The sequence below is a fragment of the Microvenator marinus genome, assembly GCF_007993755.1.
GTDB classification, from domain to species: Bacteria; Myxococcota_A; Bradymonadia; order Bradymonadales; family Bradymonadaceae; genus Allomicrovenator; species Allomicrovenator marinus.
The window spans coordinates 3,628,884-3,649,204 of record NZ_CP042467.1 but is presented as its reverse complement, the minus strand read 5'-3'; the positions used below and the strand labels follow the sequence as shown (position 1 = coordinate 3,649,204).

The 20,321-nt window shown below is 57.5% G+C and carries 18 protein-coding genes; 6 read left to right on the top strand and 12 right to left on the bottom strand.

What is annotated here, in order from left to right; translation table 11 throughout:
- Nucleotides 1-74 precede the first annotated feature (74 nt).
- The gene (locus FRD01_RS14925) at nt 75-623 is read right to left on the bottom strand and encodes an RNA polymerase sigma factor (RefSeq protein WP_146960979.1); all 549 of its coding nucleotides are present in this window, start codon (nt 621-623) and stop codon (nt 75-77) included.
- A gap of 176 nt (nt 624-799) precedes the next feature.
- Between FRD01_RS14925 and FRD01_RS14920 the strand changes: the two genes are divergently transcribed.
- The 3 genes from FRD01_RS14920 to FRD01_RS14910 all read left to right on the top strand — a co-directional run bounded on the left by FRD01_RS14920 (nt 800) and on the right by FRD01_RS14910 (nt 3,581).
- Entirely contained in the window at nt 800-1,417 is a 618-nt protein-coding gene (locus tag FRD01_RS14920; protein WP_146960978.1) for a TetR/AcrR family transcriptional regulator, read from the top strand.
- The gene (locus FRD01_RS14915) at nt 1,410-1,892 is read left to right on the top strand and encodes a hypothetical protein (RefSeq protein ID WP_146960976.1); all 483 of its coding nucleotides are present in this window, start codon (nt 1,410-1,412) and stop codon (nt 1,890-1,892) included. The genes FRD01_RS14920 and FRD01_RS14915 overlap by 8 nt, the downstream gene beginning before the upstream one ends.
- Before the next feature lie 219 nt (nt 1,893-2,111).
- Nucleotides 2,112-3,581 (top strand): hypothetical protein, encoded by a 1,470-nt coding sequence (locus FRD01_RS14910; RefSeq protein WP_146960974.1) that lies wholly within the window; start codon nt 2,112-2,114, stop codon nt 3,579-3,581.
- Between the two features lie 6 nt (nt 3,582-3,587).
- On the opposite strand, the gene FRD01_RS14905 is transcribed toward FRD01_RS14910, so the two are convergent.
- From FRD01_RS14905 to FRD01_RS14890, 4 genes are all read right to left on the bottom strand, one after another.
- Nucleotides 3,588-4,847, bottom strand: coding sequence for a hypothetical protein (locus FRD01_RS14905; protein WP_146960972.1), 1,260 nt, complete (start codon nt 4,845-4,847; stop codon nt 3,588-3,590).
- A gap of 134 nt (nt 4,848-4,981) precedes the next feature.
- A complete protein-coding gene (locus FRD01_RS14900; protein ID WP_249755647.1) occupies nt 4,982-5,863 on the bottom strand; it encodes a GSU2403 family nucleotidyltransferase fold protein in 882 nt (293 codons plus the stop codon).
- A gap of 203 nt (nt 5,864-6,066) precedes the next feature.
- Nucleotides 6,067-6,471, bottom strand: coding sequence for a VOC family protein (locus FRD01_RS14895; RefSeq protein ID WP_146960969.1), 405 nt, complete (start codon nt 6,469-6,471; stop codon nt 6,067-6,069).
- Nucleotides 6,472-6,485: 14 nt separating this feature from the next.
- On the bottom strand, nt 6,486-7,298 hold the full coding sequence (locus FRD01_RS14890; RefSeq protein WP_146960967.1) for a hypothetical protein: 813 nt from the start codon (nt 7,296-7,298) through the stop codon (nt 6,486-6,488).
- 198 nt (nt 7,299-7,496) lie between these two features.
- Between FRD01_RS14890 and FRD01_RS14885 the strand changes: the two genes are divergently transcribed.
- Nucleotides 7,497-8,108: a cytochrome b/b6 domain-containing protein gene (locus FRD01_RS14885; protein ID WP_146960965.1), complete on the top strand. Its 612-nt coding sequence runs from the start codon at nt 7,497-7,499 to the stop codon at nt 8,106-8,108.
- 6 nt (nt 8,109-8,114) lie between these two features.
- Here FRD01_RS14885 and FRD01_RS14880 read toward each other — a convergent pair whose 3' ends face one another.
- The 7 genes from FRD01_RS14880 to FRD01_RS14855 all read right to left on the bottom strand — a co-directional run bounded on the left by FRD01_RS14880 (nt 8,115) and on the right by FRD01_RS14855 (nt 16,922).
- Nucleotides 8,115-9,509 (bottom strand): sensor histidine kinase, encoded by a 1,395-nt coding sequence (locus FRD01_RS14880; protein WP_146960963.1) that lies wholly within the window; start codon nt 9,507-9,509, stop codon nt 8,115-8,117.
- Nucleotides 9,506-10,192 (bottom strand): response regulator transcription factor, encoded by a 687-nt coding sequence (locus tag FRD01_RS14875; protein WP_146960961.1) that lies wholly within the window; start codon nt 10,190-10,192, stop codon nt 9,506-9,508. The genes FRD01_RS14880 and FRD01_RS14875 overlap by 4 nt, the downstream gene beginning before the upstream one ends.
- 65 nt (nt 10,193-10,257) lie before the next feature.
- Nucleotides 10,258-13,329 carry an efflux RND transporter permease subunit gene (locus FRD01_RS14870; protein ID WP_146960959.1) on the bottom strand — a complete coding sequence of 1,024 codons (3,072 nt, stop codon included), beginning with the start codon at nt 13,327-13,329 and terminating at the stop codon, nt 10,258-10,260.
- A 7-nt stretch (nt 13,330-13,336) separates the two neighbouring features.
- Complete coding sequence (locus FRD01_RS14865) at nt 13,337-14,398, bottom strand: efflux RND transporter periplasmic adaptor subunit (RefSeq protein WP_146960958.1); 1,062 nt, start codon at nt 14,396-14,398, stop codon at nt 13,337-13,339.
- On the bottom strand, nt 14,395-15,717 hold the full coding sequence (locus FRD01_RS14860) for a hypothetical protein (RefSeq protein ID WP_146960956.1): 1,323 nt from the start codon (nt 15,715-15,717) through the stop codon (nt 14,395-14,397). Before FRD01_RS14860 ends, FRD01_RS14865 begins: the two co-directional genes overlap by 4 nt.
- A gap of 79 nt (nt 15,718-15,796) precedes the next feature.
- Nucleotides 15,797-15,973, bottom strand: a complete 177-nt coding sequence (locus FRD01_RS24395; protein ID WP_249755646.1) for a hypothetical protein — start codon at nt 15,971-15,973, stop codon at nt 15,797-15,799.
- A 28-nt stretch (nt 15,974-16,001) separates the two neighbouring features.
- A complete protein-coding gene (locus tag FRD01_RS14855; protein ID WP_146960954.1) occupies nt 16,002-16,922 on the bottom strand; it encodes a hypothetical protein in 921 nt (306 codons plus the stop codon).
- Between the two features lie 125 nt (nt 16,923-17,047).
- Between FRD01_RS14855 and ovoA the strand changes: the two genes are divergently transcribed.
- Both ovoA and FRD01_RS14845 read left to right on the top strand, forming a co-directional pair.
- Entirely contained in the window at nt 17,048-19,159 is a 2,112-nt protein-coding gene (gene ovoA, locus FRD01_RS14850; RefSeq protein WP_283808645.1) for a 5-histidylcysteine sulfoxide synthase, read from the top strand.
- Nucleotides 19,149-20,291, top strand: a complete 1,143-nt coding sequence (locus tag FRD01_RS14845) for a MalY/PatB family protein (RefSeq protein WP_146960950.1) — start codon at nt 19,149-19,151, stop codon at nt 20,289-20,291. The genes ovoA and FRD01_RS14845 overlap by 11 nt, the downstream gene beginning before the upstream one ends.
- The last annotated feature ends 30 nt before the right edge of the window (nt 20,292-20,321 follow it).

The following is a 20,321-nucleotide window of genomic DNA, read 5'->3' as shown; positions in this document are numbered from 1 at the left end:
CTCCTTGAGTGTCGCAGAAAGCACATTCCGCACAACCAAAGATAGCACCTACTATCTTTCTGGCAAGTTTAATCTTAAGGGAGATCTAGAATATCCTTCAGACGTGCCCGCGCTCTGTGGATACGGCTCTTCGTCGCGGCTGTGCTAAGACCTAGCGCGCGGGCCATTTCCACCATCGGCACCCCTTCGATCCCGCGCATACTCAGGACCTTCTGGTGATCTTCATCAAGCTCGTTCCAGGCACAATGGACGCGACGCAGATGCCTTCGTGTATCTACAAGCGCGTCTGTGGACGGAGTCGGCGCACATGCCTCCCAAGCCTCGGGCGGAAACACTTCGTACTTTCTTCGTCTTTTGACGCGACGCAGATGCATCAATGCCGCATTCGTCGTGACACGGTGCAGCCAGGTTCCAAGACTGGCCTCGCCACGAAACCCATCGATACTCTCGATGAGAATACGGAACACATCCTGAGTGATATCATGGGCATCGTCCACATCGCCCAGCATGCTTAATGCGTGGCGAAAAACCCTATCTTGGTGAATCACCACCAAAGAGCTAAGAGCATCCAAATCCCCGTGCTTCGCACGCTGAATCCACTCACTTTCTCTAACTTCTTTCATGAAACGCCCAAAGTAAGCCCTCAATTACTTTACCAGATGGTAGCTCGAGTGCAAGACCCGACACATTGATAGCTGAACACCCCTTTAAATTAAGCTCTCAGGCATTTTTATGAGGGCTTGAAATTTTCCCAGCAAAAAGATAGTTATTATTCACAAACGGTAACCGGAGGTGTTCCGTGACCCAAGCGTATTTGAAATCAGAAGACCGAAAATCCGTAACTGTAGAGTCGGTTATCGAACTTGCGGCTGAGAACAACCCCAATGAGATCACCACATCACAGATTGCCCAGCACATGGGCGTGACTCAAGGCGCACTCTTTAGGCATTTTCCCAATAAGGAGTCCATTTGGGAAAGCGTCATGTCTTGGGTGGCTGAGAAATTGCTCGGCCGTGTGGAGGCAGTCGCGGCGCGCGAAGTCTCGGCAATCAAAGCATTAGAGGCCATGTTCCTCACTCATATCCAATTCGTCTCAGAGCACCCTGGAGTGCCACGGATGCTCTTCGGTGAGCTCCAGTCCAAGGGTGAATCACCAGCCAAGAAGATCGTCCGAAATTTACTCTATCGCTATGGTGTGGTGATCGAGATGCAGATCAAGCGCGGGCAGGCCATGGGAGAAATCGACAGCAACATCTCACCCAAAGTAGCTGCCGGCCTCTTTGTGGGCTCGATACAGGGTCTGGTGATGCAATCCATGCTGGTGGGTGAGCCTCAGGCAATCATCGAGAACGCACCGGAAACGTTTGCAATTTTTGAGCGCGGTATTCGCGCCAACAAGGGAGAAACTCATGAATAAGAAACTAGTCGCTGTAGCGGGAAGTGTGCTCGTGCTTGGTGTAGGTGGACTTGCCGTTTGGCACCATCATGGCCACGGGGGCCTCGACCATGACCACTCACACGATCACGGCAGTATGGAAGGCGTTAAGCTCGAGCTCAATAACGGGCAAAAATGGGCCACCGATGCACCACTTCGCCAGGGGATGGACGTGCTCCATAAGGAGATTATTCCTCTCTATAAGGCGCACAAAGACAAGACACTCAAGGCCGAGGATGCAAAGGCGTATGCCGGCACGATTCGTACCCAGATCGACTTCTTCTTCAATAACTGCAACCTTGAGCCGAAGGCTGACGCCATCCTCCACATCATCTTGGCAGACCTGCTCAAGGCGGCTGCAGTGCTTGAGAAGGACCCCCTTTCAGAGGAAGGAATCCCCGCCGCAGTGAACGCGCTGCATGCGTACGCATCACACTTTGAGCACCCCAATTTCTAACTCCAGATACTCGCAAATTTACTGAAGCTTGAACCAAAATCCAACTTTAACTTATGGTGCACCATAACTTATGTGGATTTGATGATGTTAAAGCGCTCGATTTTTCTTTCCATTTTTGCCCTTAATTTGTGGTCTTGCTCAAGTTGTGATGAACCGGCCTCAAGCCCCATTTTCGAACCCGATCAGGGTGTTGGGGACATGGACATGGCGGACATGCACATGCCTGACACCCCACCAGACCTCGAATTAGACATGACCGAATCGGACATGTCGGACATGAGAGAAACGGTCGATATGCCCGACTCGTCCGATATGCCCGACATGGAACAAAACGGACCTCGGGACCCGCTTGAGTTCGTGGCGGTCAAATACACTCAAAAATTTCGAGCCACGGGCGCTGCCAGCATGGATGGTGGCTGGGCCACCGTAGGCTACGGTGTGAGTGCCGATATGGTGTTCGAGGCGGGAACACCGGCCGAACAAACCATCGAGGTCGAGCCTAACCAGTTTACTCTGGCCGTCGCCCAATGGACCGACCAAAACGAGTTTGTGGAGGCCTACGCGATTTCGGAAGGCGGGTCCCCGCGACCGGAATACGTGGAAAAGGAGGCCGACGGAAACCTCTTGGTGTTGGGCTATCTCGTAGGTAGTACAACCTTCGGAAGCACGAGTTATTCTGCACCAAGTGGCCCGGTAAACGGGGTTCAGACCAACGCCCACGAAGGCTTTGTGGTACGTGTTAGGCCCGAGACGAAAGCCGTCGAAGGCGTGGTAAAACTTGACGCTCAATCAGTACAGAGCATCTTTCTCCCAGCCGGCCTTGCCACCCACGACTCTGGCGACTTCTCGGTGGCCGGACGCTACGTTGCAGGGGTGCAGATTCCTGATGGACCAAGCCTCGATGGCGATGGAGGACTGGTGGCGAGGTTCACGACGAGTGGCGACCTCATGTGGGTACGAGATATGGATGGCGCACGAGACGTGAAGGACTCAGGCAACGGGGCGGTCCTTGCGTCGTTTACCTATCGCGACCAAGCCTTCAGCGTGGCTGGCACGGATTATACGGGAGCTCCGGCGGGCCAAAGAGGCCTGGGGTTTGTGAAGCTCGACGCTGCTGGAAACGTGCTCTGGATCACCAGATTTGAGTCGGAATCCACCATCCCAATGGGCGAGTCTCTTGAGGCGGATTCGAAGATCTACGTGTCATTGGGGGCGGATGCTGGGGTTTCTGTGATCGAGCCTGCGGCAAGCACTCTGCAGGCGGACACGAGACTCCTCGTGCTAGACTCTGACACCGGTCTCATCCTTCAAGAGGAGTCGCTCTCATCCATTGGTGCATTTGATGAAGTTGTGAACGCCCTGATTTTTGACGAGTTCGGCATTCTCTGGGGCTCGCTGCAGGTAGCACCCGAGACGCCGTCGCAAATCGAACCTCATTATGGTCCGCGCGTTGACCTCGGGGCCGTCGAACAGACTTTACTCCTTGGCTTCAACACCGACTTCTCGCTCGCCTACGCACATCTTCTTGGCGAAGGTGATTGGAGCGCGCCCAAATCCAAGAGCATGGACGTCGGCCTTCTCTTCTACGGACTGCTCTACGAGTCGTTCACGCCAGCCACTTCACCAGCCGTCACGTATGAGAACACGGTCGCTGCGCGCCCCGATAGCCTCTTTATCCGCGTCAAATAGTAGAGTCTAGGCGTCCGGCTCACTTGGACACGTTGTGGATAAAACGACCTCAGGGGAAGGCGAAACGGTCACGGTGTGCTCAACAATTTCGTAATTCCGCGGATTACCATTGATTTCATCGATACCCTTAAACTCAGTCTGCGACTCAATCACACCGCCGCCTACCGCAGGCGATTGGATACATTCTGATTCCATGGTGTTGGTGGAAATCAGGTTGTTCATATGAGCCACGACCAAGGATGAGCCGTGTTTTGCAAGGCCGCCGCCGTTGAAGAGGGCGCCCGTGACGTTGCCATCGGCCCCAAGCCTCGCGGTTATCTGAGTACGCACGTCTGAGCCTAAACCTCCACTATTAGCCACAAAGCTCGCGTAGGTGTTTTGACCATCCGGCAAGAAGGCGATGCCCGACCCAAACTGCAAAGGAACGGAGTAGCCGTTCTGGTCCAGCGTGCTAAATGTTGGCTGAACCGTGGTACGGTGCGTGCCGTCCGCCTCAAAAACCGCTACCACCAAGGTGTGCCCAGCATTCGTATCACCCGAGGCAGCTGCCATGATGGACCCGTCAGGCATCTCTCGGATACCCACAGCGGTATAGTTCGCAGGTGAAGGACTCGAGAAGGACTGCCAGACAAGGTTTGCATCCTCGTCTGCCTTGCGCACCAGAACACCTGAACTTCGACCCATGAGGGCCAAATCTCGTGCGCTCAAGAATGCATAGCCATCGCTGGTCTTGACCACCCTATCGCCACTGGCCGTGCCGCGAGAAACTACCTCGAGGTTCGTATCCAGGCGCACACCGTCGTTGAGCATGAACCCACCGTCGTCCAACATGGCCAAATCTTGGAAGTAGCCGCCGGCAGCGGAAACCGACCTGTCGAGTGAGCCATCCGAGTTGAGTCTGATAATGAATCCGGGGTCCGCGCCCGCCTGCGCTACCATGACGATTCGCCCCTCGGAGTCGACGTCAAGATCCGAGAGATAACTCGTGCCGGTGATATCTTGGGCCCAGAGTGGCTCGTAGGAGCTGTTGAGCCGAATCACACGTATCGTTGGCCCCACATTTCCGGCCAAGACCAGTCCATTCTCCACGGCGACGACGCGTGACGTGACAAATTCAAAATCAAACCCGTAGCTCCATACTTGTGTGAAGTCTGAAGACCCGTTGTTTTCTTGAGGGTTATTGACGCGCCCGCCATCATCTGAATCCGACCCACAACCGAAAGCCCATACCGCCGCGCTGGCCACAACAAACTTCGACCAATTCATATCCACCTCTCTCGTTAATGCATGCTCGTTGAGATGCCAGAGTATGATCTCCAGTGCCCTTCAAGTCAATTGGCCCGCACATTTACTCATGTTCGTTCCCTTGAGCGATGACTCAAGAGACCAGAAGTCGGTTTCTAAGGCAAGGGTTCCATGTAACCCGACAGCTTCTCTAAGATTTTCGCGTCCAGCTGAGACATTCCCTGATTGAGCTGAGCCCTAAATTTAGACGGCATCTTCTGCACTGCTTCCATAGCCAAAAGGATGTCTCCCGGTCTTTCTTCGGCGAGCAAACCCAAGACTTCTTGAGCCTGTAGGATGTCTTTTCTGGCTTTCACCGCGAATGCGGCCGGCCTTCGCTGAGATACCACGAGCTTGTGGAGCGCGAACCGGGCCGGTGAAGGTATGTTGACCAACACGCCGTGTCGGTATGGCAAAACAGCGGGCTGGGTATCCTCCAAAATGAAGTCCAAGAACCGCATGGGACTTGCCATCGCGTTTAGGGAAAAAATCTTCTTTGCACGCGAGTCCGTCTTCCCATGCATCGGCGTCAAGAGGCTTACCGAAAGCTCCGAACCGCGAATCTTAAAAGTTGTGGAGGGCTCACGCGGATTCAAGGCTGGCACTGCAAAGAAACCTTTGTCTGCCTCACTCAAGGCCACTTCGAGGTCCACCTTCTTGTCGGGAATGGCGACATGGAACGCGTTATCGTGCGCGAGGTCAACCGGCCACCTTACTCCTAGTGCGTTAGCCATAAGGGCGTAGGAATGCGAGCCAATCAACACACCGCCGACCATGAACACACCCGCCTGTTCCAGAGCCTCCAAGACACGCGAGTGAGAGGCAGGCAACCCGACGGCCCCCCCGGCCGTGAGCATCGCCACAAGCCGTGCGCGCTCCTTGGCCGAGGGTGCATCCGCCTCCCACATTGCCCGAGTTGCTGCGATGCGCTCCCGGAGTGGTGCGTCATCTGGCCCAAGGTAAAATGAGCGTTGTGAAGACCCTATCGTGTACTGCATGTACCAGTACACCCCGGATTTTACGCGACGTGTAATGAATGAAATGCCCCTGGCCGAATATGCGGCCCCCAGCACTTCATCAAGAAGCTGCGCGTATAGAGTTTGAGTCGATGCAGGTAGAAGTTCTAACATGGTTATAAGTAGTTTTACTCCAACAACACACATGGATTGTATGTTGATACACAAATACTACTTATAACCATTTAGATCGGGGATTGAAAGGGTTGGGTGACCTCTTCGTGGAAGACCGCCTCGAGCCGATAGCCGTCGGGATCCAAAACAAAGGCCGCGTAGTATCCGGGGTTATAGTTTTCACGAATTCCCGGCGGACCGTCGTCGGTACCGCCGTGGCTCATCGCAGCCTCGTAGAACGCACCCACATCCGCCCGACTTCCACACGCAAAAGCGAAATGAAGTCCTGGCGAAATGGTGACACCTTCGTGGGAGATAATGGCAAAAGGAGCCTCGCCCTTGAAACCAGCCGGTCCGTAGACCTGAGACCGAGCATTACCCGATAATACAACGTAGCCAAGAGCCCCCAAGACAGCCTCGTAGAAGGCTGCTGAGCGCTCAAGATTCGAGACGCCAATTGAGATATGGTCGAACATTCATGCGTTTTACACTAGAGGACATCATAGGTGAAGCCGAGCGATACGGTGGCGAAATGCAGCCAGTTTTTGGTGAAGCCGTCACCGAACTCACTATCGCTGGTTCCCTCAGCACCGCCTCCCAAATAGCGGAAGTTCAAGAACGCGTCGTAGTCTTCGGTGAGTTGGAAGCCGTAGCGCACGTTGAAATCCACGATCGCGCCGACGACGTCGGAATCACCGCCGTTGATGTACTTGATCGGGGCATAGAATCCATCGACTTCGGTCTCAAACCACGTGCTCTCCGTGACCGGAAGTCTCAGGCGTGCGCGTAGAATTGGGACTGGACCCACGTCGCGCTCCGAGCGCCGGAGGCTACCGTCCGCTGAGGTGAACGTGATGGTCGCATCGCGCAGCTGCAGGGACGCACCGAGCTCGAGTTCGGCCTCGGGATCCGACAGGACATCGTAGCCGTAGCTCACGCGCCAAAACGGAAAGCTGTACCGCGTATCCACGGGCGTGCCTTCAGGGAAGACCAACCCGTCTATCAGCCAGTCCCGGCGTGTCACAACCTCACCTTCAAGGTTGATCGGTTGGTAGACAAAACCTACGCGATGACGGCCAAAGAGTGCCTCGACGGACGGTCGCACAAAGGGAAAGAGCACGTCTTGTCCGCCCTCGTCGACATAGTCGATATTGGTGCCGTCACTGCCAAATTGCACGGTGTGATACATCGGGTCGAGGAATCCGACTTCGATCCGCGTTCGAAGCTCGGGCCCGTCTGCCGCGAGGGCTGAGACAGGGGCGAGGAGCATGAAAGTGAGGGGAATCCAAGATAGGTTTCGCATTGTCTTCTCGAAGAAAATATTAGGGCACACAAACAATATCCACTCAAGAAGATGCCCATGGAAAGAATTCGTTACATGATAACTGATTGAAACTCCGACGTTGATGATTTCGATCACCTACTTCTGCCCATGTTGGAGTATACTTTGTGACGCTGGGTACTAACTTACCCTGTACAAGGCCCCACAACGAGGTTCTTCATGGCGGATACATTCCAAAAACCCAAGAGTGGCGCCCTCAGAATTTGGCACTGGGCAAACTCGATCGCGATCTTCGGCCTCCTTGCCACGGGACTCCTGCGCAAGTCCTACATGAGCTGGCGCCCCATGGCGGCAACCATCGAGTCCAAGACGGCCGAGGCTGGCGTCGCGGTCACACCCGAGCTCGCACGCGAAATCGCGATCGCGATTCGCACTCCCATGTGGGAAAACCACTACCTCTTTGGCTTTGCCCTCGCAGCCCTCCTCCTGATGCGCGTGGTGCTCGCCTTCATGTCCGGCCAAACCCACACCCTCCAGGACCTCAAGGATGCCATCGCGAGCCGCGACAAACACGCGATTGCCGTCAAAGGGCTCTACCTAGCCTTCTACGGCGTTGTTGCCTTCATGGTCGTCTCAGGGCTGCTTCTACGCTTCAAAACGGAATTGGGGCTCTCTAAAGAGCTCTCAGGCCTTCTAAAAGACGGCCATGAGTTCTTCCTCTGGGGCTTTGTCGGATTTGTCGCCCTGCATATCGCGGGCGTGTTCGTCACGGAGCTTCGTGGCGAACACGGGCTTGTCTCGCGCATGATTCACGGCGGCCAGAAGTCTTGATGGCCCCTAGCTGGCTTGCGGCTTGTGATCATCCGCGCATTTCTGATCGAAGGTGCAGCGCCATCGCGTTCCATCCCCCTCAACCAACTCAAGACGGCCATGTTGTTTCTCCATCAGCCTCGCTGCAATGAAGAGACCTAGTCCATGCCCATCCCCTTTTCGCTGAGCAAAAGGAACGAATAAGTTTTGGCGCACGATCTCCGGCAAACCACGGCCGTCATCTTCGATGTTCAGGACGCCGCCCTTACTCGTTAATCGCAAGGTGGTCGCGCGACTATGACGCACAGCGTTTCCAATCAAGTTATCCAGGACGCGTGCGGTCGCGATGGGATCCGCACAAACCCTGGAATCATCAGACTCAAGCACAACATCGATTCCCGCCTCACGAAGCATAGCCTCATTGCGCGAGACGGACGCCTGCAAGGCATCCCCCAGGTCAAGCTCTTCGGGCCGCAACTCCTCAATACGCGCCCTCGCAGCCTCCAGAAGATGTTCAGCAAGATCAGCCAGGCGCTTTGCATCGATACGCGCGTTCTCGATGAACTCACGGTAGGTCTCGGCATCCCTCTCACGCCGAAGCGCAAGTTCTAGCTGCCCCTGAAGCGCCGTGAGTGGAGTCCGGAGCTCGTGAGACGCCTCCGCTACAAACCGATTCTGCACATCGACCAGGCGCTGCAGTCGGCTCAAAAGCTCGCGCACCGTCTTCGCGAGCATGGCGGTTTCGCAAGTGGACCGCGCCGAGCCATCAAAGCGCGCGAGCCAGTCTTCGAGCTGCTCCGGCGCATCCTTGAACTCGGCACATACCGTGCTCAGCTCCTGCAGGTCCTCCGCGATCTGCCGCGCCACCCAGTTCGAGGCGATCAACATCGCAATCAACATCCCGAGGGCGAGCAAAGCGATGAGCAGAATCGTCCGATACACAGCCGCATCGATAAGACCGTGTGGCACCGCCATCGCAAAGACAAGGATCGCCCCATCTGGCGTCTGGGCCGCTACCGCAGCCACCCGGAGATCCGAGGTCGGGTCGTTGAAGACGTTGAAGTCACCGCCGCGCTTAAGGCCTTGAGTCCAGACTTCGGGGAGCTCGTGCTGCCGGAAATTGGACGTCGCTGCGATCACGTGGCGATCAAGGCCGTAGGCCACCGATGACATCTCCACCACCGGCGAATTGAGCGAGGGCAAGCGCAAAGAAGTGTCGTGGACATGCACGCCTGTCGCAAATTGCTCCAAGACCCCCTGAGACTCGGACTCGGCGAGCTGCAAGAGCATTGCATCGGTTTGGGCATGGACCTGATGGTGTACGACCAGACTCACGATCAACGTGAATAGGGCCACGCAGACGGCAAAGACCAGCCCTACCCGACGCGCGATCAGTGAGCGCAATGTGGGTAGAGTACTCAAGCTTCGTCTCCATTGCGGAGTCGGTAACCACGACCGCGCACAGTCTCGATCACCGACCCTTCACTCTGCTCCGAATCCAGCTTTGAGCGCAGATAGCGCACGTAGACGTCCACCACATTCGTGTTCGGATCATGCGACATACCCCAGACACGATCCAAAATCGCGCTGCGGCTCAGCACCTCACCGCGATGCTTTAGAAAGAGGTCGAGCAGGTCAAATTCACGGGAGGTTAGCTCGTGCTCAAGCCCGTCGCGCAACACCACGCGCTTTCTAAGGTCCACTGTCGCGTTGCCCACATGCACTGCATTCGACTCGCCCGTCTGATCGTTTCGACGCGCATGCGCCCGCATCCGCGCCAGGAGTTCCTCAAAGCTGAACGGTTTTTCGATATAGTCATCGGCACCCGCATCGAGCGCGAGCACCGTGGCATCCACACCGCTTCGGGCCGTCAGCATGATCACTGGCGCCGTCATCCCGGCCTCTCTCCAGCGCCGCAACACCGTGATGCCGTCCGTATCCGGAAGCGACCAATCCAGGAGTACGATATCGTACGGCTGACTCGGCCCTTGCCTCAGCGCATCTTCCCCTGTGGCGCAGCGATCGACGGTATGCCCCTCCTCCCGCAAGCCGCGATGCAGGAACTGCGCAACGCGGTCATCATCCTCCACTATCAACACGAGCATTGGCGGCCCATCCAAAGAGTCGGCGCGGAGCATAACAGCATCAAGCGGGGCTGGGGAGAGCCTACTCATTCGGCGGCCCGCGGTTCTTCTGAGCGTCGACCGAACCGCGCATAAAGCGTGGGGAGGACCACGAGGGTCAAGAGGGTACTCGTTACCAAACCACCAATCACCACGGTCGCAAGCGGGCGCTGGACCTCAGCCCCGATCCCGACCTGAAGGGCCATCGGAAGGAAACCGATCCCCGCCACGAACGCCGTCATTAAGACCGGACGGAAACGTTCTGAAGCGCTCCGGGTCGCAGCCTCAGCGGCGCTCATCATCTGATGGAGCTCACGTGTCCGACTCAGGAGCACGATGCCGTTCATGACCGCGATCCCGAAGAGCGCGATCAAACCGACGATCGCACTCATCGATACCGGCAGCCCTCGGGACCACAAGGCGATGATCCCGCCGGACGCTGCTACCGGCACATTTAGGAAAATCAGCAGCGCGCTGCGCCAGTCACGAAACGCCACGTAAAGCACACCCAGAATCAGGAACAAGATAATCGGCACCGTGATCGCCGTTCGGGTCGCAGCAGAGCGCAGTTGCTCGTACTTCCCCGACCATTCAAGCCAGTAGCCGTCGGGAAGCTTCACATTCTGAGCCACGCGGTCCTGTGCCTCTCTCACAAAGCTGCCCAAATCCCTACCGCGCACATTTGATTCCACCACAAAGCGACGGCTCCCTGCCTCACGCTCGATCGTCGCAGGTGTCGTCACATTCAGCACATCCGCAATCGAACCCATCGACGTCCCGCCACCATGACGCGTCGCGATCGGCATATCGGAAATCGGCACACCCGCGTCCCAGGCCGTCTTCATCACGATCGGATCGCGAAACTGCCCCCGCTGGACGGAGCCAATTTCCGTACCTCGCTGAACCCCGGCAACCAACATCAAGATATTTTCCGTGGACGCGCCGAGCACCTGAATTCGGTCTGGCTGCAAGCGTGCCTCCAGCCCGGGAACCCCTTCGATGGTAGGCGCACTCACATCCGCGGCCCCTTCGACCGACTCCAACTGAGCTGCAACGTCCTGAGAAATCGCCATCAGAGTGCCCAGCTCCGGCCCAAAGACCTTCACGCCCACATCACTCGTGATCCCCTCCAGAAGCTCATTAAAACGCATCTCGATGGGTTGCGTAAACGTCAGCTCCGCCCCCAACTCCTCGCCCTCCAGCCGCTCGGACATCGCCTGGACCAACTCCTCCTGCGTGCGCCCCGTCGTCCACTCCGACATCGGGTGTAACTTCACCAGAATATCCGACTCCTCCAGCCCCATCGGGTCCGTCGCCAAGGCGGGGGCACCACTGCGGCTCGCCACGCGAGCAACCTCTGGAAATTCCCCCAGAAGTCGCTCGATTCGCGACACATCTTCAAGCGCTTGCTCAGCAGAAATACTTGGCACGCGCGCGGTCTGCACCACGATATCGCCCTCCTGGAGCTGAGGCACAAACTCAACGCCCATCGTCATGGCCGCAACCACGCTGACAGCCAAAACGCCCAGAGCAGCCGATACCGCCGCAAAGGGCCGGTGCATCGCCGCGCGTAGCGTTGGTGTGTAGAGAGACTCCAATTTGGCCGTGAGCCAGGTCTGTTGATGTCCTTTAGGACGGACCAGAATCGAAGCCGCCGCCGGGATATACGTGAAGCTCAGGATCAGAGCCGTCGTCAGCGCCAAGAGGACCGTCAACGCCATCGGCCTGAAGAGTTTCCCTTCCACCCCTGTCATCGTCAGAATCGGGATATAGACCAGAATCAGGATCCCCACCGCAAAGAGCACTGGACCCGCCACACTGCGCGTGCGCTCGATGACCTTCTCTCTTAAATCCTCGCGGCGCACCAACTCTAGCGCCACGATACTCTCCGCCACCACGATCGTCCCGTCGACGATCAGACCAAAATCGATGGCGCCCAAAGACATCAAGTTCCCCGAATATCCGAGCAGATTCAGGCCAAGGAAAGCCCCCAACATGCTCAGCGGGATCACCGATGCCACCAGAAGCCCGCTTCGCACATCGCCGAGCATCAGAAGCAAGACCAGAATCACGAGCAAACCACCCTCTGCCAAAGACTTGCCCACGGTGAAGAGCGTGCTCCCGACGAGCTTCTTGCGGTCGTAAATCACCTCGACTTGAACCCCGTCAGGCAACGCCTCCTTCACGGTCTCCATGCGGTCACGCAGGTCATCGACCACGCTCAATGCGTCCGCCCCAGTCAGCAACTGCGCCATCGCGAAGAGAACCTCGCCGCGCCCATCGGCCGAGCCCATGCCCACCGTCAGCGCCCCCGACTCCACCACCTCCGCGACATCGCGGACGTAGATGGGCCGGCCAGCATCGTCCACACGCAGGACAATCGCCTCAACCTCGTCAGGCGAGGTCGGGTTCGAAATCGCACGCACCAAGATCTGCTCAGGGCCATCCACCATCGCGCCGCCCGTGACCAGACCCAGCGCACTCTGGATTCCTTCCGCTACCTCGCCCGCCGTCATGCCGCGCGCTGCCAAGCGATAAGGGTCAAGGTTCACGTCCAACTGAGGCGTGCCACCGCCCCAGGCATTCACCTCCACCACGCCATCCACCGCCACAAGGCGCGGGGCGATGTCCCGCTCGTAAATCCGATAGAGCTCGTATTTGGTGTGGCGATCGGATGCCACCGTGAACTGATAGACCTCGCCAAGCCCGGTTGCAGGCGGGCCAATCGCAGGGGTCCCAGCGGTCTCCGGAATCGCCTCTCGAGCCGCATCAAGACGCTCCTTGACCAGCTGGCGGGCGTGCCAGATATCGGTGCCGTCCACAAAGACCACCGTCACCGCTGAGATTCCCGTGCGCGAAAGACTCCGAAGCTCCTGCACGCCCGGAATACCACTCAACTCACGCTCGATCGGCAACGTGACCAGGAGCTCGACCTCCTCGCTCGCCATCCCGGCGGATGCCGTCAAGACTTGAACCTGCACGTTCGTCAGGTCAGGAAACGCGTCAAATCGCGCCTGAGAGACGCCCCAAACGCCCACGAACACAAAAGCCAGAACCCCAAAGAGGACAAATGTCCTGTGGCGTACGCTGAGCTCTATGATCCGGTGCAATAACCACATAATCACCTCACTCGAACGCAAGCGCGCTTTTAAGGGCAAAGGCGCCACGAGCGACGACCTTGTCGCCCACGGCAATCCCCGTCACGAGCCGGTCTTCACCAGACCGACCCACGTCTTCCACAGCAACGGCCTCGGGTCTCTCGCCGCCCTTGTCCACAAAGACACTCGGTGTCCCCTGAACCTCGACGACCGACATCCTCGGTACCAGCACGGCACCCTTCGGCGCCGGGATTTCCAGCTCCACCGAGCCGCTCGCTCCCACCGTCAGTCCAACGCCTTTGAAGTAGAGCGCTTGGGTACGCGTGACCGAGTCAAAGCCAGCTGAACGGCGGTCGAACTCAAGGCTCATCGCTTCACTTGCACCGGCTGGCATCCAGCGTGCGCTCGGCGTGTAGCCGGCCAGCTTCGCAACCTCCGTCTCCGAGACGTCGACGCGAAGCCGAGGCGCATCAGCTGCAACAATCGTGATACAGCGCGACTCCGCGCTGTAGAGACCGCCCGGCGCACAGTCGATATCCGTGACAAGCCCATCCACGGGCGACACCCACTCCCACTGGCTCTTCTGGCCGCGCCGAATATTCGCATTTCGGACGCCGAGTTGCTGCTGGACACGCTGCAACTGAGCGCGTGCCTCACTCAAAGAGAGTTCCGCGTCGTAGAGCGACTCGGAGGACTTAAAGCCAGCATCCACCGACTCTTTGAGACGGCCGATATTCTTTTCGCGTTGACCCACCACGCGGCGCAGCTCGTTCTCCACACTCGCGAGGTCGCCAAGTTCCGGACTCACAAGCGTAGCCAGCGTCGTGCCCACCTCGACCTTCGAGCCTGTGGTGACCTCCCAGGCCACAAGGCGCGCCTCAACCGAAGGCCCCACGACCCATTGCGCGCTCGAAGGGACCTCGACCTGACCCAGCAAACGCAAAGCGCTGGCCTTGGTCGGCGCACGCGCCTCGGTGAAGCTGAGCCGGGCATCCAATCCCGTGGCCGGTGTGGCCTCCGGGTGCTCAGTGCTATCCTGACAGGCTGAAAGCAGGCCCAGGACGAGCCCTAAAAAGAGTAGGTTTTTCATGGGTTCCCTCCGGTATTGCCGGATTGTTCAAGGAGTTGTTGGATTGCGCCCGCTTTGAGCCGGCGCGCGTCGATCTCAGCACGATGCAAGATCAACTGGTGTTCTGCTTCATGGAGCTCGCGCCGCGCACGTATCACGCGGTCGATCTCGACCTGAGACGCTTTGAATGCCTCGCTCATCAGCGCGGCGCGCTCCTCCAGGGGGCGCACGTAGCCGTCCAAGAGCTCGAAATAACCCTGAACCAGCACATCGAAGTTCGAGGCCTCGGCCTCAAGCTCTGAGCGGATACGCACGGCCACCCACTCGGCTGCACTTTTCTGCGCCTCTGCCTCAGCCCGTGCAAGCGCCGCATCGGGGCCTTCCGGGTGTTGGAGAGGAAGTGTCAATCCCAACACAGGACCCAGGAAATTCTCATGGAACGCCACGGTGCGCGCCCCTACGCCGATCTCTAAAAGCATCGGGTGAGCCACTTCATGAACAAGGGCGCGGGCTTCGAGCGCCGCGCGTCTTGCCTCATAAACGCGTACTTCAGGAAAGGCTTGAGCCCGCGACACGAGAGCTGACCATGGATTCGCCTTATCCGGCGCATCGTGCGTTGCGGGCGGGAGCTCCAGCGGACACTGGACGCCGAGCAACGCCTCAAGACGCGCGGCTGCAAGGCGCGAGCGGCGACCTGCCTCGGCCAGCTCGGCTCGAATCCACGCCACCTCCGCCTCCATGTCTGCTAAGTCCAGCTTCGAAATCAGCTGGCGGCCCTGTGCCTGACGAATCGGCTCAAGCTCCTCGTTCGCCTCGCTCAGATACACCTCAAGGTGCCCGCGCTCAAGCTCGTGGCCTCGCCAGACGAGATAAGCGTCCTGTACTTCGTCCACAAAGCGCCACCGCTCAACCAGAAGCTCAGATTCAAGCGCCTGCCAATCGGCATGTATCGCGCCGCGACGAGCCTCGGAGAGACTGCCAAGCTCCACAGCCAGTGTGGCCGCTCCGATATACTCATGGCTTTGGCCATCGAGCGAAAACTCAGGCTCAAAGGTCAGATTCAAATCCCTGACGCGACCCGGAGCCAGCGACTTGGCGTCATCCCGACCAGCACCAAGAGCCCTTCGGCGCTCAGTGTAGCGCTCATCCCAGACCTTCTCGGCGGTCGTCGTCAAGTTTTGTATTTCCACCTTGCTCTGAGTCGGACACGTCGCCTGAGCGAAGCCGCTCGGCGTCAGAGCCAGAAAAACACCAGCAAAGATCGATATTTGGAGCCATTTACCCACTGCATCCATGGTCAAACCTTCTGAAGAGAAGTCCACGGTGCACAACGTAGGCACTCACCCGCCAAGTTTCTTGAGACGGAACATTAGAGCTTTCTCATTTCCAGACAAAACTCCACGTTCAAAACGAACGGCGCTAGTAGCTAAGGAAGAGATGGTCTGGCGCGGCCGCGTGTAGCTCTGCGGGGTAATTGGTCCTGGTCCAGGCTCCAGAGAGCACCTCCAGTTCGCTCATGCCACCGCCGTTGCCAAACGGAACCGTCGCATATGCCCCAAAAATCAGGCTTATCAGTAGAACAGTCAGAACTCGCAAGAACATCTCGTGACACCCGTTGGAAAGTCTAGTCGCAGGGAGTCTCACTCAGCGAGAGGTCCTGAACCACCGCGTTCATAAGGTCTTCACGGTGGAGCACGATGCGATCGTAGCGACTAAAGTCCGCGCGAGCCGCCATCGCGAAGGTGTAAACACCGGCGCTGCCGAACTCCGCCATCACCAGCGAGGCGTCGTTATCCGATGTCCGCGCAGACCAACGCCAGTCTTGCGCGCCCGACGAATAGACTTTCATCCAGCCATCACGTGTAGAGCCTTCGGCACATGTCACCTCGGCAACCTGAGCCAGCGCGAGGATTGTTGAGACAAAAGCCTGATCCTCACAGGCGGGCTTGTGGTACCGGCGAATCTCCGCATCTGCCTCGCCTTTTAGACCGTAATAATCGTCCGCATCCGGGAATTTCACCCACGCATCGTTATGCTCAGTCGCGTTCGTCCCCATGCCGATTTGAGTGTACCACTGGAGCTGATAACGCCCCGGGTCAGTGATGAGAATATCCACCTCCATAACACCGTGAGTCGGGTCGTTATTATGGCTCGAGCCACCCCATTCGATATAGGTAATTTCACCGTCGGTGCCGGTCCGCCAATCTTCGTTCAACGGCATCGATTCGGCCTCAATCACCACAATTCCTTCGACGGCTTCGAAATCACATTCGGGATTCGACACGGTCATATTATTGGTCGGGGTTGTTGTATTGTTCGTGGTGCCGGTCGCGTTATTAGTAGGCTCAGATGTCTGGTTGTTCGTCACGTTATTGGACGGTCCCTGGGTCGCACTCTGATTGTTTGTCGGACCGCTGCTGAGGTTATTGCTCGCGTTATTCGGTTGGGTCGCATTATTCGAGCCGGAGGAATCTTCACCTGACTCAGTGTCTGAGCAGCCAATCAAAAGACCGGCAAGAATAACTGAAAGTAATGTAGTTCTCATCCGCGCTCCGTTTTTGGATTTCCAAGACTATCACACCACCAAGCAATGATCGCAAAGTTGAATCTTTTTCGCTATGAAAGCCTCTAAGGCCTGACCCTCTCAAAGTCTTTCAGAGCGAGCCTGCCGTGACCTTGACCCGAACTCCAAACCTGAGAAGTGGCGATGAATCCCAAATGCGAAAGCAAGTCCGGGAGTACTTCATCTCAACCTACGAGCGTTATGAGTCGCTCTTTGAGTGCCTAAACTGCGATAAGGCCTACTACGAAAAGCCGATATCATTGCGCCATCCGCTGATCTTCTACCTCGGCCATACGGCAACGTTTTTCGTCAACAAACTCACGCTGACACGCCTGCTCACCGAGCGCGTGAATGAGTCGTTTGAATCGGTATTCGCGGTCGGTGTGGATGAGATGAGCTGGGACGACCTGAATGACGCTCACTACGAGTGGCCGAGCGTCGCAGATGTCATGGCTTATCGCCAACGCGTCAAAGAACTTGTGCTCGATATCATCGATACAGCCCCGCTGAGCCTACCCATCGACTGGGAGAACCCGTGGTGGACGATTCTGATGTGTATTGAACACGAACGCATCCATCTCGAAACGTCGTCGGTGTTGATCCGTCAGCAAAATCTGGAGTGGGTGACGCCGCATCAAGCGTGGCGGCCTATTGAGGACTTCGGGCCCGCGCCAGCCAACGTGTTGCGCCCCGTAGAAGCGGGACAGGTCGTGGTCGGTAAAGACCTCGATTCGCCCACCTATGGTTGGGATAACGAATACGGCGAACACCGCGCTGAGGTCCCGGGATTTGAGGCGAGCCGGTACTTGGTGAGCAATAAGGAGTTCTTGGATTTTGTGGAAGCTGGCGGGTATCAAAGCCCCGAGTACTGGAGCGCCGAAGGCCAGAAATGGCTCGAGTTTAGCAAACGCTCCGCGCCTGAGTTCTGGCGCCGAAAGACGGTTGATGGGAAGCCTGAATGGCACCTTCGCCTGATGACGAAAGAGATTCCAATGCCATGGAGTTGGCCGGCCGAGACCAACTTCCTCGAGGCGGAAGCATTTTGTAATTGGAAGGCGGAGCAAAGTGGAAAACCAATTCGACTACCGACCGAGGATGAGTGGTTTCGGCTCTACGATATTTCAGACGTGCAGGTCCGCCCAGAGACCGCATGGAACGCCAACATTCACCTCGATCACGGCGCATCGTCATGCCCAGTTAACCGATTTCAGCACGGGGATTTCTTTGATGTGATCGGCAATGTCTGGCAGTGGACGCAGACCCCGATCTATCCGTTTGACGGCTTCAAAGTTCATCCGATTTACGACGATTTCACAGTACCCACCTTCGACAGCAAACATAACCTGATGAAGGGCGGCTCCTGGATCTCTTGCGGTAACGAAGCCGAGCCATCGGCGCGTTATGCGTTTCGCCGCCACTTCTTCCAGCATGCCGGATTCCGCTACGTCTCTGGCGCACTCAAACAAACCGCGCCGACCTCGCACTATGAGACCGACGTCTTGATGTCCGAGTACGCGGAGTTCCATTACGGCGATGAGTACTTCGGTGTGCCGAATTTCCCGCGCGCGCTGGTCGAGCTTCTGGCCCCCTACTTCAAGGGCCGAAAGACTGGCAAGGCGCTCGACCTCGGGTGTGCTTCGGGCCGCGCGAGCTTCGAGTTGGCGCGGTATTTTGACGAGGTTTTGGGCATTGATTTCTCGGTGCGATTCATTGACCAGGGAGTACAAATTGGGCGCGAAGGCCTCTTGCGCTACACCCTGGTGGACGAAGGCGACCTGCGCATCTTCAAGACCCGCACACTCGCCGAGTTAGGCCTCGATGACGTGCGACTGCCGGACTTCGCGCAGGGTGATGCGTGTAATCTCAAACCGAATTACACCGACTTCGACCTCGTCTTCGCGGCCAATCTCATCGACCGACTCTATGAACCCGCAAAGTTCCTGGATGACATCCATACCCGCATCCGGCCCGGCGGCCTCTTGATGATCGCCTCGCCTTACACCTGGCTTGAGCAGCATACGCCCAAGTCCGCGTGGATTGGTGGGTACAAGAAGGACGGCGAAAATGTCACGACGCTCGATGGCCTCAAGAAACACCTCGAGCCAAATTTCCGCTTGTTGGACCCGCCCAAACAGGTGCCTTTCGTGATTCGTGAGACAAGCAATAAGTTCCAGCATTCGTTGTCCAATGTCACGGTCTGGGAGCGGCATGAAGGCTGAGATCGACTTCGATGTGCTCATCGAGCGCGCAGGCTCAGGTTGTGAAAAATACGACTCTCGCCTTGAGACTTTTGGCCGCGCCGATGTGGTCCCGCTCTGGGTGGCCGACATGGATTTTGCGGCGCCGGCGTGTGCCCGCGAGGCCTTAGAAGGCCGAGTCAATCATCCGATTTACGGGTACGCCAAGGCACCCGATAGCCTTTTTGAGGCGTTCTGCGGGTGGCATGAGCGGCGGCATCAGTGGCGTATCGATCCTGCGCACGTGCTCTGGTCGCCGGGCACCGTCCCAATCCTTGTCGCAGCCATTCTCGCGCTCACCGAGCCGGGCGACTCAGTCCTCGTGCCCTCGCCCGTCTATCCTCCGTTTTTTGCGAGCGCCGAGTCGAACGGTCGAAAGCTCATCACCAGCCCACTGCTCGTTGAAGATGGGGTCTACCACTTGGACTTCGAGCACCTGGAAGAGCAGGCGGCGGTCTCCAAAGTCCTTCTCCTCTGCAGCCCTCATAACCCGGTTGGTCGCGTCTGGCGCCCCGAAGTGCTCGACCGTCTGGCTGAGATCGCGGTTCGCCATCAGATGGTCATCGTCAGTGATGAAGTCCACGCAGACCTGGTGTTTTCTGGGCATCAACACACCCCGTTCGCCTTGCGAGCCCCACCCGAGTTGCGGCTTGTGAGCGCTGTCTCGCAGGCCAAGACCTTCAATCTTTCGGGCATGGGACTAAGTGCGGCAGTGGTCTCAAACCCTGCAGATCACGAGGCGATTCGCCAGGTGTTTGAGCGCCTCCACCTCAACCCCTACAACCCTCTCTCGATGGCTGCCTATGAGGCGGCGTACCGCGGGGCTGACGCGTGGGTTGATGCCTTGATGGTCTATTTGCACGGAAACCGCCAGTGGCTCTACGAGACGCTCTCAGACGCCCCTGAACTCCAACCATACATGCCTGACGCGACGTATCTGATGTGGGTGGATGCGCGCCAAATGGGTAAAGACGATACCGAGTTGCAGCACTACTTCGTAGAGGAAAAGGGACTCGGTTTAACCTCGGGCCACCTCTTCGGACCTGGCGGAAGCGGGCACCTCCGCGTGAACTTTGGGACTCGGAGAGAGATACTTCGTTCCATAGCCATTTGAAGCACCTCTATATTTTGGTACCTTGTCCAA

Bases quoted from the DNA above. Each gene is read 5' to 3' on its own strand.
- FRD01_RS14890 (WP_146960967.1), bottom strand. From the start codon at position 7,298: ATGCGAAACCTATCTTGGATTCCCCTCACTTTCATGCTCCTCGCCCCT.
- FRD01_RS14875 (WP_146960961.1), bottom strand. From the start codon at position 10,192: ATGCTCGTGTTGATAGTGGAGGATGATGACCGCGTTGCGCAGTTCCTG.
- FRD01_RS14885 (WP_146960965.1), top strand. From the start codon at position 7,497: ATGGCGGATACATTCCAAAAACCCAAGAGTGGCGCCCTCAGAATTTGG.
- FRD01_RS14915 (WP_146960976.1), top strand. From the start codon at position 1,410: ATGAATAAGAAACTAGTCGCTGTAGCGGGAAGTGTGCTCGTGCTTGGT.
- FRD01_RS14865 (WP_146960958.1), bottom strand. From the start codon at position 14,398: ATGAAAAACCTACTCTTTTTAGGGCTCGTCCTGGGCCTGCTTTCAGCC.
- FRD01_RS14895 (WP_146960969.1), bottom strand. From the start codon at position 6,471: ATGTTCGACCATATCTCAATTGGCGTCTCGAATCTTGAGCGCTCAGCA.
- FRD01_RS14905 (WP_146960972.1), bottom strand. From the start codon at position 4,847: ATGAATTGGTCGAAGTTTGTTGTGGCCAGCGCGGCGGTATGGGCTTTC.
- FRD01_RS14845 (WP_146960950.1), top strand. From the start codon at position 19,149: ATGAAGGCTGAGATCGACTTCGATGTGCTCATCGAGCGCGCAGGCTCA.
- FRD01_RS14900 (WP_249755647.1), bottom strand. From the start codon at position 5,863: ATGCAGTACACGATAGGGTCTTCACAACGCTCATTTTACCTTGGGCCA.
- FRD01_RS14925 (WP_146960979.1), bottom strand. From the start codon at position 623: ATGAAAGAAGTTAGAGAAAGTGAGTGGATTCAGCGTGCGAAGCACGGG.
- FRD01_RS14855 (WP_146960954.1), bottom strand. From the start codon at position 16,922: ATGAGAACTACATTACTTTCAGTTATTCTTGCCGGTCTTTTGATTGGC.
- FRD01_RS14870 (WP_146960959.1), bottom strand. From the start codon at position 13,329: ATGTGGTTATTGCACCGGATCATAGAGCTCAGCGTACGCCACAGGACA.
- FRD01_RS14910 (WP_146960974.1), top strand. From the start codon at position 2,112: ATGCCTGACACCCCACCAGACCTCGAATTAGACATGACCGAATCGGAC.